Below are 15,304 nucleotides of genomic sequence, written 5' to 3'. Positions count from 1 at the left end.
TCATAAGTTAGGGTGAATCCGACTTCTAAACTCTAAACCTAAACCCTGCCTACTGTCTAGAACGAAATAGCCCTGCCTTACTTAGGCTGAACTTTAAAAGTGTGACTGCGAAGCTAGGGATGTAGTGATTCACTACTCAAAACTTAGCTGACGGAATTAATCATGTACAACAATAATCAGCACAACGAAGCCAAATTCTCCCAGCCACTACCCCCGCTTTCCCAAAAACAGGAATACGACTTCCAAACTCAAAAGAAAGTAGGAAAGACAGGAGAGGCGATCGTAGACCAGTGGTTGCAGATTCATGGCTATCGCATTGAGGATGTCTCAGATTTGCCGCAGTATCAGAAAGCAGGTATTGACCGCGTACTAATTCGCCCAAACGGTTCAACTGCAACTGCTGAGTATAAGACCGATTTAAAAGCCAAGCAAACTGGAAACTTGTTTTTTGAGGCTTTTGACGATCGCAACCGTCCCTGTTGGGGATTGACTTCGCAAGCCGATCTCTGGATATTTTTCATTCCTCAACAGGAGATATTGGTCGTCGAACCGGGTAAATTCAGGTTGTTAGTTTTGCAGCAACAGCCAGAACTCCCGCAGAAAGTAGTACCAAATCGAGGCTACAGTGTAACTGGATTACCTGTTCCATTAGTAAAGGTGCGGAATATTGCTAGTCACGTTTTCAAGTTTCCTGACGTTCTTTTCTAAAAAGAGACTCGCTGTTAATTTGGCGATCGCCTACTCAAGGCGATCGCCATTATTCGAGTAATAATACTTAGCAAACGCTAATTGGGCGATCGTTATGTTTTAATAAAAATTTGAGCAAAATCCAAACAAAGCCAGCCATGAGTCCTAAATCAATAGCCGTAATCAACTTCAAAGGCGGTGTCGGAAAGACCACCGTCACTTGGAGTCTGGGAAATATTATATCCCAAGGAACCGACTTAGAAGTCTTGATGTTAGACTTAGATCCGCAAATGTCGCTCACAGAGGCGATCGGACTTAACGAAAATACAGGTCATTTAGATGATAAGTTTGGTAAGTGGTACGAAAAATCTCTCAAGCATAGACTGACAATTTATGACGCTCTAGAAGTCTTTAAAAAAGCCGGACATAATTTTAAATTTCCCGTTGGTTTCGACACCATTTATCAGATTGACGAACAGTTGCATTTTGTCCCTTCAGTTGAAGAATTGTATTGGTTAGATATCGATGGATTTGAGGGAAAAAGTGTTAAAGACTTTATCCGCAGATTCATCGGCAAAATCGCCAACTCTGCTAATCTCCCCAAATATGACTTGATGCTTTTTGACTGTTCGCCTTCCTTCAGTCTCCTCACCTACAGCGTACTCTCTTGCTGCGACTTAATATTAATTCCCGTCAATCCCGATTATTTTGGTTCTAGGGGATTGAGTTTAGTTTTAAACTCGCTCCAGAAACGGATTGAGCCTTATCCGTTTCCCAAGATTGCAGTGTTTATGAATAAAGCTAAAATCTATGGAGGATTGCTGACAAATGAAGTTCAGTTTTACATGAGAGAAGTAAAAAGACTTTGCGATGAGATATCAAAAGACAATAACATAGAAGTTAGATTCTTAGAATCGACGATTCGGGAAAGCGTCGGGTTAAAACGGGCGATTAATGAGGGAGAACTGCCGCGAGAATTAGTTAGAGAATTTGAAAAACTATGGCGCGAGTGTGAGGAGTATCTGAAATGAGTAAAAAAGAAACTTTGGCTGCTTCCGAACAAGAAAGCGGGGCGTTAGTTGAGGAAATTGGCGAACTTAAGGAAATCTTGCGGGACGTTGCTCGAAAATTAACCCGGCTTGAGACTCAAGTCAAGCGGGGAGTTATTTCTGCTGGCTCAAAAACTTCGGATATCCCCAGGGGTGCTGATGTTAATAAACCTGTTAATTTAGCGACTGGAAATGTTCTCGAAGTTTATGAAGAACTGCGTTTACAAGCTAAGAATGGTAATGAAGAAGAGGTAAGGCAAAAGTTGTTGGCCATGAGTGCAACTGACTTGAACTTGATGTGTTGCGAGTTAGGGATGCCGCCCAGCAGCAAGAATCCGTCCCGCAAAAAAATGTTCGAGCTAATTATTGGCCGAATTAAACAGAGTTTGAGGCTGTCGAGACATATAGACCGACAAACACTGTGAACTACCGATAAACAGACAAATAAACCAACAAAATGCCTTTGAATAAATTATTGTAACTTAGTTCGATCGCCCTAATCTCCCTAACACTCTCAATCACCTTGTTTTTGAGCCTGCAAAGCCCTCCGACCACAGCAGCCCAAAAAACAAGCAGACTGGCGTTTGTGGCTCTCCAGAGGCGCGGCAGCGAGCCCCGAAACAGTTTATTTGCCCTCAATGCTAACGGTTCCTCCCGCCGCGAACTTACACCTAATATAGATGTTAGCGCTCCCCTAGTGTGGTCGCCCAACGGCCAGCAACTGGCTTTCGTTAGCGGAGACACCGACATCTATACACTCAATGCTGACGGTTCTCGACTAACTAAACAGTTTGCTGGGGATTCTTGCAAAGCAGCTAATTTTGCAACAGCTTGGTTTTCCAACAGCCAGAAACTTGTTTTTGCCCGTTCTTGCGACGGTTTTACCTCTGATGCTCCCGGCAGTCAATCACTTTATACAAGCGACACTTCTGGCATCCAAGGAACTAAATTAGTTAGGAACTTGGAAGTAGGAGGATATCCGCCTAAAACAGAAATTTCATCAGAATTTTACCTTTCGCCGGACGGTCAGCAGGTAGCATTTGTTAAGGATAAAAATATCTATAAAATGAATGCCGACGGTTCGGGAATGACCAAACTAACTAAAAGTCCCGGCGAATATGTATCCGCGGAAGTGAGCTTGTTTGGTCGCCAGATCGCACAAAAATTGCTTTCCTGTTCGGCGCTTATCCCAAACAGCAAATTTACACAATTAATCCCGATGGAACCAACCTCAAAAATTTGACAAACAACCCGCAACATGAGGTTTACAACATCAAACTATTTTGGTCGCCAGACAGCAGTCGCATTGCTTACTATTACAATAAACCTGGCGATTCATCAGGCGAACAGCAAGATATTTACCTGCTCGACATTAACCGGGGGACAGCCAGGAACCTCACCCAAAAACCAAGAAACTACGACGAAATTTCGTGGTCGCCGGATGGCAAATTTATTGCCTTCGTCGCCGGAGAGTTCAATAATCAAAAACTCTACACAATCAATGCTGACGGGAACCAGCTAAATCAACTCGCTCCTCGGCTAGAACCGTCGGGAATTTCAGAATTAGCTTGGTCTTCTGACAGCCAGCAAATCGCTTTTATATTTAACGAAATCCAAGGAGACAAAAGCAACTTGTATGTAATTGATCGGGACGGTTCGGCATTGACTAAATTGACAAACGACAAAGATTTGAATGCTAGCCATCCGGTTTGGCAACCGCAGTAAAGTTAAGAGCCAAAATATGCTGTAGGGGTGGATTTTAGCACAGATAAACCCAAGAGGGCGGGCTATCTTTGCATCGCCTTGGAGCGAAAGCGGGTTACTGAATAAGAAAGAATCCACCAAACTCAACACTCAAAACTATTCTCAAATTGGGGAAGATGCAATAATTTTTTTCTCCTTTAATGGCTGGTGAACTTGCAATTCATTTGACTCAACTTCTTGGTGTTTTTCATCCTGCACCTGTTTATCAATTTTGGGTAACTTTAAAATCGCCCCAGCTAAAACCCAATAATACACGGACACTGGATCTACATCCAGCGGATAGTATTGAGTATTGATCGTAATAAATGCAACAAACACCCAAAAACTAGCTCCGTAACTCCGCAAATTTTTGTCCTTGACAGATCGGTAAGCTCTAAAACTTAGAAAAGCTAAGTGTAAAAGCATCACCTGAAAACTAATCATTCCCGGATAACCGAGTTCGTATATCAACTTAGGCTGGAAAGTTTCAATTAGCTGTGTGGTACCAAATATTCGCGTTGAATTAGTGGCTCGTCCCACACCTCTACCGAGAGGTTTATCAATGATAAAATTCTTGCTCTGCTCGAACTGATTAAAGAGAAACTGCTGGGGCGGTGCAGCATTCCAGCGACTAACAAAACTCTCCCACCGCTGCTCGACAATTCCCGGGTTAATAGCTGCACCGACAAACAGCAGAATCGCCAGTCCTGCACCGATGGGAATAAATCGTTTTAAATTAACTAATTGACCGGTGAGAACTAGCAGGATTGCTGTAGCAAGGGGAACCATAACTAAAGCAGCTCTTTGACCGGAAATAACTGCATTGGCAAATACTAATGCCATGCCAAATAAACCGATAACTCGCCACCAGAATGAAGGATCGCAAAAGGCAGAGGCAAAGGTTAAAAAAGCATTAGAAATTAAAAACCACGCCCACTGCCAAGGCGCTACAAAAGTTCCCGGCAAGCGGACAAACTTGACTTCTGGACTGAACACTAAAGAACCGCCGACAAAACATCTAGCTTCCAGCGTTGCTTTATATAATTCTGCTCCGGTCATTCCTCTGGTCCCCGCACACTTTCCACTTTGCAGCAACAGGTACTGAATCAAACCGAGAAGGCAGCAAACGATCGCCAAAACGATGTGCATTCGACTAAAAAATACCAAATCCTTCTTAGTGCGGAGCAGATAATAGGTACAAGCAATCAGCGGTATGTAACCTATCAATACTTTTAAGCCGAGAATTCCTTGCAGAATTGGTTTGTCGCCCGCCCTAGGGTTGAGCTGCATCTCCCCGTTGACAAAAATTAAAGTCAGCATTGCCATCATCAACAGGATGCTAAAGGTAGAAAGCATTTGTTTGGGAATGAAGAGGCGCAACTGTTTCTTTTTGCAGCTTTGAATTAGAGCGATGAGAGCTGGTATGTAGAAAGCATCTTTGGCTACTTGAAATGCAGCATTGCCGCCGCCAATTGCGTAGGTAATTGTACCACTGAAAGGCAGGTAAATTAGAAAAGCCCACAAAGCTTGACGGGGGTATTTGTACGAAAGCAACAAGATGGCTGCGGCTGCGCCTCCTGCAATCGCAATCTTAGGGCCTGCTACGAACAACAAGGGGATGCTGAGAGCAACGGTGACTAAGCAGCTTATGGCGATCGCCTGCACCAATTCATTGCGCTTTTGTGAAGTTTTGCGTTTTTGTGCTGCTACTTCTTTTTTGCTGAGCGCTGTGGTTTTTTCGCTGTGCTTGTGTTTGGATTTCTTGGATTTGCGCTTGGTTTTCAACATAACTTCTAAAAGGCACTTATGTAGAAGGCTGAAGGCACTCTGATGTAGAAGGCACTCTGATGTACAAGGTAGAAGGCAGAATGAAGAGAATCAAAAATATGTCAGCCGATATGGTTACTTATTCTTAAAGTCAAGATGAGAAAAAGTCTCGGTCGAGATTGTGGGTGTGACGCAGGCACAAATTACACTGGCGACCTTGTAGAATATAACTGCTGCATCTATAATGTACAAAAATGTACAAATCTCGAAAAAATAATTTTAATGTAGCGGTGAATATGAAATTAACAAAATTTGTATCGATCGGCATTGCCCTACTTTTAGGAACAAGCGGGAGCATATTATCTAGCAGCAGTAGAGCATTAGGGGCAGAAAAAGTTGTTCTCACCTTTGGCCCGATCAGACAAGCCATCAATATCAGCGACTTAGAAGACTTTGCTAAAAACGGCACGACGACGCCAACTCTCCAACAAATTATCCGGTTCTCCAAAATGGACGCGCAAATACTGCGGGGGTTCATGGGTTTAGAAATTGGTTTAAAGCCTGCTAATCTGGCGAGGGTAGTTTACAGCACCCCAGGAGAAAAAATCACTGACGACATCGGTCAAGCAATTCGGACTCAGCGCCGCACAGAAAGTGGGAAAGCTTTGCGGGCAGCGGTGATCCTGGCATCCGGGGATGACGGTAAGGTATCGCTGCTGGAAATCCTGAAAAAGTATCCTCTCAACGAGGTTTACGTAGATGTGGCCAGCGTTCGCACCGCTGTTGGGAAAGTTCAGAGTATAGCCGGAACTCTGCGAAGCCTGCTTGAAGATGTGACGCGATCGACAACTCGCACAACTGAAACAACTCGCCCCGAAAGTCCGATCAAACCTAGCCGCAGCGTGCAGCCAACAACTCCGCCTCCAGCGCCGCGCCGCGTCGCCCCCTTGCCAGCACCCGCACCGCAGCCTGTGACGCCAGTCAGAGGGCTTTGGTAAAAAAATCATAAATGTGTCCTAAAGGCGGGTTGAAGCGGCTGTTGTGGCATTCTGCAGACACTTTTGAGACCCAACCCGCCCCCGCACTACCCCTATCCCAACCCCCAAGAGGGTTAGGACTTTTGTGAAAACTCCCAAAGCAATCAATTTTTCTTGAGCAATTTTTTGAGCAACTTAGGAACCTCCGAAGGTCGAGCCGCCACAGGTATATCCGCCTCTTCAAAGGCAGCCATTTTGTTTGGGGCCGTAACTCCAAAGGCTTTCTGGGCAGCCGCCCGAGAACTGATCAGAATGCCGGCGTGGCCCAAAGACGGCCCCTTGGGAGCGTAGCGGCCGGCTAGATAAGCAACCACGGGTTTGTCGATCGCCGAAGCGATGTAAGAAGCAGCAGCTTGTTCACTCCACCCGCCAACTTCCCCCACCAAAACCATCGCTTCCGTACTGTCGTCTTCGTCCAAAATTTGCAGCCACTGCATAAAAGAAGAACCGACAATCGCGTCGCAGCCAATACAAACCGCCATCGACTGTCCCAAGCCAGCCTCCGTCAGTTCTAGGGCAACTTCGTAAGTCAAAGTGCTGCTGCGGCTGATCACTCCCACCGGGCCGGGAGTGTAAAATTCCTTGGGGTGAGTTCCCAGCAGCAGTTTGTCGGGGACAATAATCCCCGGACTGTTGGGCCCGATTACCAAAGTTTCGGTGGCTTCTGCTTTTCTAACTAAGTGCACCATATCCAGAGGAGGCACTCCCCCAGTAACGATCGCGATTTGCCGAATTCCTCCGGCGATCGCTTCTAAAGCAGCATCCAGCACCGAGTAAGCGTCTACCAAAATTACCGCAGTGTCAACGTGACCCACTGCAGCCACTGCTTGTTCTACCAAATCAAAAATCGGAATTCCCTCCACTTCCAGCCCCCCCCGACCGGGACTAACACCGGCGACTACATTCGTGCCGTATGCTTTCATCATCAGGGCGGCGCGGGTGGACGCGGGAGATTCTGTAATGCCCTGTACTAGGACTTTGCTTTCAGGAGTTAAATTCATTTTTTCCCACTTGACACTCGATCTTTAAAAAGCAGAAGGCCTTCGTCTGTCCATAACTCTCGTCTTTTGCCGATCGACTGTCGCTACTTGGCGGAGGATACAGAAGCGGCCGCGGCCTCATCCAAAGTGCTAGCTAGCTGCACCGGCAACTGTCCCAAACGCTTTTTAACAGCATCAGCATCGATCTCTACCAGCCGCAGCACAACTTGGATGTGGCGGTTAGCGCGAGCTTTCCGTTCCAAATAGCCGGCTACTGCAGCGGTTATTTCCTCCGTCTTGGAGGCGCTGCCCAAAATATTTACAAGTATCACCTTAACGCTTTTATCCTGAGCGACTAACTCCAGACCCAACTCCACGCGATCGCGCAGGGCATTTGCTGCATAGTAGCGGTCTAGGGAACCAATATTCACAAAATTAGCGGGTTTTCCTCCTTGGTGGGTTACAGCATCTAAAGTTGCCATTGTCAGGCCCACTCCGTTGCACAAAATCGCGATATTCCCGTCTAGTTCGATTAATTGCAGGGATTCGGAATTCGAGATTGGGGATTTAGATTTGGGGTCAAACTCCGGCGACTGCTGAACCTTCGAGTGGGAATGGGAGCGATCACCCCCAGCATGGGGACTTCTTCTTTCCCGTGCCAACCCGCTGCTTTGCTTCTTCTCCGAGAGTGCTGCCAAATCTGGATGTCGTCCCAAGGCATCGTCGTTGGCGGTGACTTTACCGTCTAAAGCCATTACCTCTCCCCTTGGACTGATGCCGAGAGGATTGATTTCTACTAAATCTAAATCTTTTTCGGCAAACAGCCGGTACATTTTTTCGACAATGGTGCTCACCGATTGAATCAAGTCTCCCTGCAATCCCATTTTCAGCGCCAGACGCCTCGCGTAGAATGGGGAAAATTCTTGATCTACGGCAACTTGCTGCATTTGCTCGATCGACCCTTCGACATCCATACCTCCTTGGCTCGAACCCAAAAGAACCGGGCGTCGCGCTACGGGGTCTAGGAGTACCGCTAAGTACAATTCTTGGTCGGCGTTATACTTTGCTTCTGCCAGCAGGACTTGGGGATATTCCTCCTCGATCGGCAAATTAAAAATTGTTTGGGCTGCAGCTACTGCATCGATCGTATTTTCTACAAACTTGATACCGCCTGCCCTGCCCCGTCCCCCAGCCCGCACTTGCGATTTGAGTACAACGGGGTAAGGAATTTTCAGTCCTTTGAGGTCGGCGGGATTGTCAATCTGCTGCGACGGCAAAATCGGAATTGCCATCTGGCGAAATAAAGATTTAGCTTGGTACTCTAACAAATCCATTTATCAATTACGGGTGACGGGTAGTTGGCAACAAGCAATTCGTCCTAATTGGCAATTCATAATTAATAGATAGTAATTGGTTTTTTGTCAAGTTAAAAGTTAAAATTTCTCGCTTTTATCTTTTAATTTTCGACTTTTGTATTGCCGATTACCTATTCGCTATTACCGCTCACCGATTACCTATTACCTAAGCTGTTGCCAAGTGTTTTTTTCTCGGAATTGCCAAATTTTATTGCCGGCTCTGGCGGGGACATATTTGGCGATAGTTGGTGTTTTTTTGTGTCCGAAAATGTTCGGACTTTGGGCAATACTGTGCCCAGATATTTCTGCTAATTGTTTACTTGATGCTACTAGCAGCGCCTTGATGGACGGTTTTAACCCATTTCAGCCGCTTTGGCCGTACCGCAATCCGAGCCGTCACAGTCCCTACCAGCAGCCAGTGGAACATATACACAGTACCCCGCAGCGTTTGCAGCAAGGTGAGAAAAACTCTTTTAACGTCAAATTTGGTCTCTTTGCGAGTGCGGCGCAAACCGACAAACATTCCCACCACCGACAATGTAAGGGTCATAAAAGTTATGGGACTGGCGATCGGCATCCGGCGCAGCGCAATTGACATCACAAAGTCGGGTAGCGCTACTGTGGGTAAGAAATATTGAGACACCCAAAATCCAAATAAATCCCAAGTTTTCCCAGTTCCCATGCGGTTCCGCAAAATTAGCCGCCAGTAGTCAAGATAACGCTGATAGCCGCCTTCTGCCCAGCGATTGCGCTGGTGCCACAGAGCGCGAGCGTTAGTGACTCCTTCTTCTGACACGGCTGGGAAAGCGAGAAATTCAATGTCCCATCGGTCTAGGTGCAGCCTCACCGTCAAATCCAGGTCGTCGGTAATCGTCTCCTCGTTCCAGCCTCCGCAGCTTTCCAAGGCGGTGCGACGCATGAATTGGCCGTTACCGCGCAATTCTCCAATGCCGCCGATCGCAATCCGCTGCTGCTGGAAAAAACTGTCTAGAGCCATTTCTGCTTCTTGGCCACGAGTCCAAAAATTTACCGAAGCATTGGCGATGGCTTTTCTGACTTGCACAGCCCCTACCTTTTCTCCATGAAACGCTGGCAGCACCCGGCGCAGCAAATCCGGCGTTACCGTCGCGTCGGCGTCAAATATTCCGACAAATTCCCCGCGAGTCAGCGGTAACACTTGATTCAGGGCTCCCGACTTGCCGCCGCTGGCATTTGCTCCTCTGCGAAATACTTTGAGCTGGGGGTACTTTTTGGTTAGCTTTTCCAATACTAGCGGCGTGGCGTCGCTGCTGTGATCGTCGATCGCCCAAACTTCGTAGCGGTCGATGGGATAGTCTACATTGCAGATGGATTCTACGAATCGGGCAATCACCGCCTCCTCATTTTTCGCGGCCACCAGCAGCGACACATAAGGCCAATCCTCTCGACTTTCATCGGCAAGAGGCGGCAGTGCGGGCTTGGGCGAAGCAAACAAAACTCGAAATGCGTGCATCCACAGCAGTCCCGTCAACCCCCACACTACCCACGCACCCCAAGAAATCAAGTGCAGGGCGATCGTGCCGGCCCAAATCGCAGTCAACACTGCGGCGGCTTTTCCGCGACGTCCCCGGTACAGATTTTGAGGAAAAGAGGGAGTTCCCGGCACAGACACCGCAACCGGGAGCTCTGCTTTTGTTTCCGCGTCAAACACCCTGTCGCCAATGTCTGGTATAGCAAATACTTTGCTGAGCTTCGAGTGCGAGGTCAAACTCTTGAGCTCTTCTTGAGCTAAATCAGAGATGTCCAAGTTAAGCTCGCTGCGAGCGTCGTTTTCTGGCCAAGAACTCTCCTGCATAGGTTACTTGATTCAACCACCAATAGTTTTTGATTTTAGATATAAGCATCTACTGTATCAGTTTCTGGACTTTTGTCGAAAGCGGACGGGAGGACAACCAGCGGGTTCGGTGCTTGTACGGCCCTGGTAAAGGGGCACTGCATAGAGTATTTGGGTTGACTTTTGCTTGCGATCGACCAGGAATATCTGCTAGTTTTTTCTGGGGATCTAAACTATCTGTTAGTAATAATTGTCTGAGGTGGAAATATGTCTATTCCTCAACTCAAGCCAGCCGATGACAAAGAAGTGAAAGTCTACGCGCCTTTCTGTCAAGAGCCCAGGCGCAAGTTTTTACCGCACGCTATTGGCCTCTACAAGCTCAAAAGCTTGGAGGGGGCAAGAAAAATTGACGGCGGGGAGAGCGTGCCCTTTGTCGCTAGTTGGAATATCTCGTCGCTGCCGATCGACTTAACCCGCTGTCGGGTGTTATTTGACGGCAATGCTGAACTCAGCTACGAAGTGACTATGCAAAGCTCTGAGTTTGTTAGTTGCTTAATTGAGGTACTTCTGACATTTCAGCGAACTCGTACCGTCGATTTTTCTAAAACGTTTTACCGCAAGCTGATGCGAATGGATGAATAACTTTCACCGCAGCCGCACTCCCGAAAGTCCGCCATTGACAATCAAGCAATTTAATCCGGGGCCCCCGGATTGATTCGGGGATCGATAAAAAAGCTCCTCGCTCCCGATCAACAGCCCCTGGATTTATCAGTGGGGTCGCTTTCTTCAATCTAAAATCTAAAATCTAAAATCTAAAATCGATTGACGGGCGCTATAACTGGCGCACCAATAGTGTAAAGCCACGACGGCAACATTACATGATTGGTGCGCCAGCCCTATTTGAGAAGCGGAAATAGTAAGTGAGTTCTTGGATCATTCTCAATAATCCCTTTGGGAGCCAGCACTTATCCCCATTGGTAAAGTAAGTAAATCTACCGCAGTTCTCTGTTGAGCGTGATACAGATTTCGCGTAGGGACTCAGGCTTTACCTGAGTCCCTACCTGTATTTCATCCAATTTAAAACTGCTGTATTTGTTGTGGGAAAAGCGCAAAAACCTATTTCGGATAGGTGCAAAATGTGAGGCAAGACACATTTTTCGCACCAAACTCCGAACTTTTTCCATGTATTAATTTTTGTAAAAAAACTCAGCAATATTACTGACATATGCGAGGATGAGAACCAAATTAGGATGAGTTAATTTCTACGAAAATAGATTAAATAATCCCACGTGTCATCAGCAAGAGTTTTAAGTAATCTTGCGATCGAAGGGATTTAATATAAGTCCTGATTTTTTTTGTTATGGGTTCTCTGAGACAATTTCTCAAACGCCATTAGGGCGATCGTACTGTCATGCTTAAATTTTGCAAGGAAGTGGCTGAAAGCCGAATTAAATTATAGCAATTCCTTCTAGCAGCTATTTAGCAAACACTTAAGTATAAAAACGCCAAATATCAGTTATTGTAATTACTCCTAGATAATTTTGAGTAAGTGCATAACAGAGAGAACGCTACATATAAGAAGATATTGTAGCTACAAATGAAAACCTACGAATTTTTGCCAGAGGTATATTATGACTCCGCTCACCCAGGAACTCTATACAGATTCTTTAATTAGCGATCGCCCGACCCAATTTACTATTGAAGACGCAGCAAATGTCGCCCCTGGTAGTGCAAAACCTGCGGATTCTCAGCAGGTGATCGGCACTTTGGGCCCAGAAATTTCAGAGATTGTTTTTATAGACACAGCCGTTGCAGATTACCAAACCTTAGTTGCCGGAGTCAAACCCGGAATCACAACAGTTATCCTCGACTCGAACCAAGACGGTATTGCCCAGATTAGCGAGTATCTGGCCGGTTGTCAGGAGGTATCTGCACTGCACGTCATCTGCCACGGCAGTCCGGGCAGCTTGCAATTAGGCACAGCTCAATTAAGTTTAGATACTCTCAACTCCTACACCAGCCAACTGAAAAAATGGGCAGAATCGCTGAGTGCAAAAGCAGAGATTCTGCTTTACGGTTGCAGTGTTGCAGCAGGCTGGGGCAAAGCATTCGTGGAGCAAATAAGCCGGCTTACAGGGAAAAAAATCGCAGCTTCTACAACCTTGACCGGGAGTGCAGCTTTAGGAGGAGATTGGCAGCTTCAGACAACCACAGGCCAAATTGAAATAGCTTTAGCAATTCAACCTGAAACACTGAAAAATTATGCCTTTACCTTACCTACCTTGAATACAGCAGCAGGGGATGGAGGCCTTACAGTCGGAGTAGATGCCTTTGGGTCTTTTGGCTCCGCTGTTGGTGGCACTGGAGGTGCTTCAGGTGCGAATTATGACCCCCTCGGTCCCTCAGCAGCCGCGAGCACCACTTTTCAGTCTGGGGTAGCCATGAGGGTGGGCGGTACAGGAGGATATACTTTTCTGACTACCGGCTCCATCGGCAATACAGGCGGACTCAATCCAGTCTTTAACCCAAATGCAACTGCAACCACTGCTACAAGCACCTTCAATTTTGGTGGTCTTAATTTTGTACTGACTCAGACGGTTACAGACCTAGTAGTAAATGGGGACAGGAAAGGGAGTCTTTTAACTCAAACCTACAGGATTACAAACCCTGGAAATACAAGAGTAGACTTTGAGTTAATGCGTTATGTTGACGGCGACTTGCAATTTGATGGCTCTATTGCAGACACTGGCGGTCGTCGTGTTTCAGGTACGGAGGAAATTCTCTTTGAAACGGACAGCGGAGACGATCCTGCAACACCAGCGACCTTTGTCGGGATTACTGGTATAGGGGGGTCAAATGCCTTACCGGGCCGCTACGAAATTGACGAATTCGTAGAGTTGCGCGACAAGATTACCCTCGGCGGTGCGCTAGACGACTCAGTATACGGCGACGACCTGGATGCAGATCAATTTGTCGACCCTCTCCCAGTTGGCACAGGCCCCTACGACCTGACCCTGGCCCTGCGAAATAGATTTTCGCTTGAAGGTAATCAGTCTACTAGCTACGCCACAACCACCATATTTGGGACGCTACCGCCAAATGAAGTAAATCTCCCCGTCCTCAGCATTACCCCACTGGGTAGTCCGGCAGAAGCTGGTTCGATTCCAGGGACCTTTAGAATCACCCGCACCGCCAACAGCGACGGACAGCTTTCTTTCAATTTCAATGTAGCGGGGTCTGCCACCTTTACCACTGACTATACTGCAACGGGTACTAACACCAACTTCACGCCAACTAGCGGCACAGTGATCATTCCGGCTGGGCAGACAAGCGTCGATCTGACAATTACTCCGATTGATGACAATATTTTTGACCCCAATGAAAATGTCATATTCACCATCGCTCCGGGCACCAACTACATTCTCGGCTCCTCAGATACAGCCAGCCTGACGATCGCCGACAATGATACCAGAGGCATTGTTGTCACCTCAGAGCCTACAAACACCGCTCTGGCAGAAGGCGGCAGCCCCAACACTTACAGAGTAGCGCTCAGAAGTCAGCCCACCGAACTGGTAATCTTTACTCTTAAACCCGACACCCAGACAGACTTGGGGACGGGGGCAGGAAACCCCGTCAGCTTCAACTTTACTCCGAGCAACTGGAACGTCCCTCAAACTATCACTGTCCGAGCAGCGGACGATGCCTTAGCCGAAGGCCCTCACAGCAGCACGATTACCGGCAGTGTCACCAGTGGAGACGCTAATTACGACGGCGCTGTGCCCGTGACGCTGGACGGCACTGATGTTGCCAATCTGACTTTGCCAATTACCGACAACGACACGCCGAGCGTAAAAATTACCGAAACTGGCGGCACCACCAAAATCGGCGAAAGTGGGGCTACGGATATCTATACGGCGGTATTGACCACCAAGCCTGCTGCCGATGTTACTGTCACCGCCTCGCCAGATGCCCAAAGCGACGTGGGGATTGGAGGTGGGATCCCGATCGCTCTGAAATTTACTCCCGACAACTGGAACGTGCCTCAACTGGTGAATGTGCAAGCCGTGGACGATGGTGTGGCTCAAGGCACGCACTCCAGTACGATCGCACACCAAGTCACCAGTACAGACGCTCAATACAACCTGATTGCTACTGCCTCGGTGACAGCCCAAATTACCGACAACGATACCGCCGGAGTCACAATTACTCCTGCCAGCACGACTGCTACCGAAGGCGGCGCCACAGGCAGTTACAAGGTAGCGCTGACTAGCAAACCGACTGCGCCTGTTAATGTCAACTTTAATACGGGCATTCAAATCGATTCGATTTCCACATTTACTTTCACCTCAGATAACTGGAACCTACCGCAGATAGTCACGGTGGAAGCTACCGACGACAGTTTAGTCGAAGGGCTGCACACAGGTACGATCGACCACAGCATTGCCGCCGACAGTGCGGCGGAATATCTGCCTGTGACGATCGCGCCGGTAACAGTCAGCATCACCGATAACGATGTCGCTACTCCCAATACGCCCAGCATCACAATTACTCCTGCGAGCACGACTGCTGCCGAAGGCGGCGCGACAGACAGTTACGAAGTCTCCCTCAACACTCAACCGACAGCTAACGTTACCGTCAATGTCGCTGCCGGCAGTCAAATAAATGCGATCGCGCCGCTCGTTTTCACTCCGGCTAACTGGAATGTCCCGCAAACAGTAACGGTGACAGCAACCGACGACACTGTTGTAGAAGGAGCGCACACAGGCACGATCAATCACAGCGTGGCAGGAGGCAGCGCGGCCGAATACTTGCCAGTGGCGATCGCACCAGTTACTGTCACCATCGCCGACAACGACACAGCTACCTCGACGGC

Annotated in this window: 12 protein-coding genes; 8 read left to right on the top strand and 4 right to left on the bottom strand. The window is 47.7% G+C overall.

All coding sequences use genetic code 11. The annotated features are described in order from the left end of the window. Positions 1-162 precede the first annotated feature (162 nt). The 5 genes from QUB44_RS21960 (at position 163) to QUB44_RS21940 (ending at position 3,461) form a co-directional block, all read left to right on the top strand. Positions 163-708: a hypothetical protein gene (locus tag QUB44_RS21960; RefSeq protein WP_333370758.1), complete on the top strand. Its 546-nt coding sequence runs from the start codon at positions 163-165 to the stop codon at positions 706-708. Positions 709-845: 137 nt separating this feature from the next. Beyond that, positions 846-1,718, top strand: coding sequence for a ParA family protein (locus QUB44_RS21955; protein WP_333370756.1), 873 nt, complete (start codon positions 846-848; stop codon positions 1,716-1,718). Next, positions 1,715-2,161 carry a hypothetical protein gene (locus tag QUB44_RS21950; protein ID WP_333370754.1) on the top strand — a complete coding sequence of 149 codons (447 nt, stop codon included), beginning with the start codon at positions 1,715-1,717 and terminating at the stop codon, positions 2,159-2,161. Before QUB44_RS21955 ends, QUB44_RS21950 begins: the two co-directional genes overlap by 4 nt. A gap of 161 nt (positions 2,162-2,322) precedes the next feature. Further along, positions 2,323-2,979, top strand: a complete 657-nt coding sequence (locus QUB44_RS21945; protein ID WP_333370752.1) for a hypothetical protein — start codon at positions 2,323-2,325, stop codon at positions 2,977-2,979. Next, positions 2,976-3,461 carry a hypothetical protein gene (locus tag QUB44_RS21940; protein ID WP_333370750.1) on the top strand — a complete coding sequence of 162 codons (486 nt, stop codon included), beginning with the start codon at positions 2,976-2,978 and terminating at the stop codon, positions 3,459-3,461. The genes QUB44_RS21945 and QUB44_RS21940 overlap by 4 nt, the downstream gene beginning before the upstream one ends. A gap of 141 nt (positions 3,462-3,602) precedes the next feature. On the opposite strand, the gene hpsL is transcribed toward QUB44_RS21940, so the two are convergent. Beyond that, positions 3,603-5,267 (bottom strand): hormogonium polysaccharide biosynthesis protein HpsL, encoded by a 1,665-nt coding sequence (hpsL, locus tag QUB44_RS21935; protein WP_333370748.1) that lies wholly within the window; start codon positions 5,265-5,267, stop codon positions 3,603-3,605. 275 nt (positions 5,268-5,542) lie between these two features. Between hpsL and QUB44_RS21930 the strand changes: the two genes are divergently transcribed. Further along, positions 5,543-6,244, top strand: a complete 702-nt coding sequence (locus QUB44_RS21930) for an alpha/beta hydrolase (protein ID WP_333370746.1) — start codon at positions 5,543-5,545, stop codon at positions 6,242-6,244. Positions 6,245-6,387: 143 nt separating this feature from the next. Here the strand turns inward: QUB44_RS21930 and QUB44_RS21925 are convergent, their stop codons facing one another. The 3 genes from QUB44_RS21925 to QUB44_RS21915 all read right to left on the bottom strand — a co-directional run bounded on the left by QUB44_RS21925 (position 6,388) and on the right by QUB44_RS21915 (position 10,452). Further along, positions 6,388-7,284, bottom strand: coding sequence for a CoA-binding protein (locus QUB44_RS21925; RefSeq protein WP_333370744.1), 897 nt, complete (start codon positions 7,282-7,284; stop codon positions 6,388-6,390). A gap of 83 nt (positions 7,285-7,367) precedes the next feature. Further along, on the bottom strand, positions 7,368-8,597 hold the full coding sequence (locus tag QUB44_RS21920) for a succinate--CoA ligase subunit beta (RefSeq protein WP_333370742.1): 1,230 nt from the start codon (positions 8,595-8,597) through the stop codon (positions 7,368-7,370). A 337-nt stretch (positions 8,598-8,934) separates the two neighbouring features. After that, the gene (locus QUB44_RS21915; RefSeq protein ID WP_333370740.1) at positions 8,935-10,452 is read right to left on the bottom strand and encodes a glycosyltransferase family 2 protein; all 1,518 of its coding nucleotides are present in this window, start codon (positions 10,450-10,452) and stop codon (positions 8,935-8,937) included. A 246-nt stretch (positions 10,453-10,698) separates the two neighbouring features. Between QUB44_RS21915 and ebsA the strand changes: the two genes are divergently transcribed. Both ebsA and QUB44_RS21905 read left to right on the top strand, forming a co-directional pair. Further along, a complete protein-coding gene (gene ebsA, locus QUB44_RS21910; protein ID WP_006634686.1) occupies positions 10,699-11,073 on the top strand; it encodes a type IV pilus biogenesis protein EbsA in 375 nt (124 codons plus the stop codon). Between the two features lie 989 nt (positions 11,074-12,062). Beyond that, the coding region (locus tag QUB44_RS21905; RefSeq protein ID WP_333370738.1) for a DUF4347 domain-containing protein at positions 12,063-15,304 on the top strand (3,242 nt) is incomplete at its 3' end.

Origin of the sequence: Microcoleus sp. AT3-D2 (genome assembly GCF_036705715.1) — a bacterium.
In the GTDB taxonomy this organism is placed as follows: domain Bacteria; phylum Cyanobacteriota; class Cyanobacteriia; order Cyanobacteriales; family Microcoleaceae; genus Microcoleus.
Note: the sequence above shows the minus strand (reverse complement) of the source record. Positions and strands in the feature narration are given on the sequence as shown.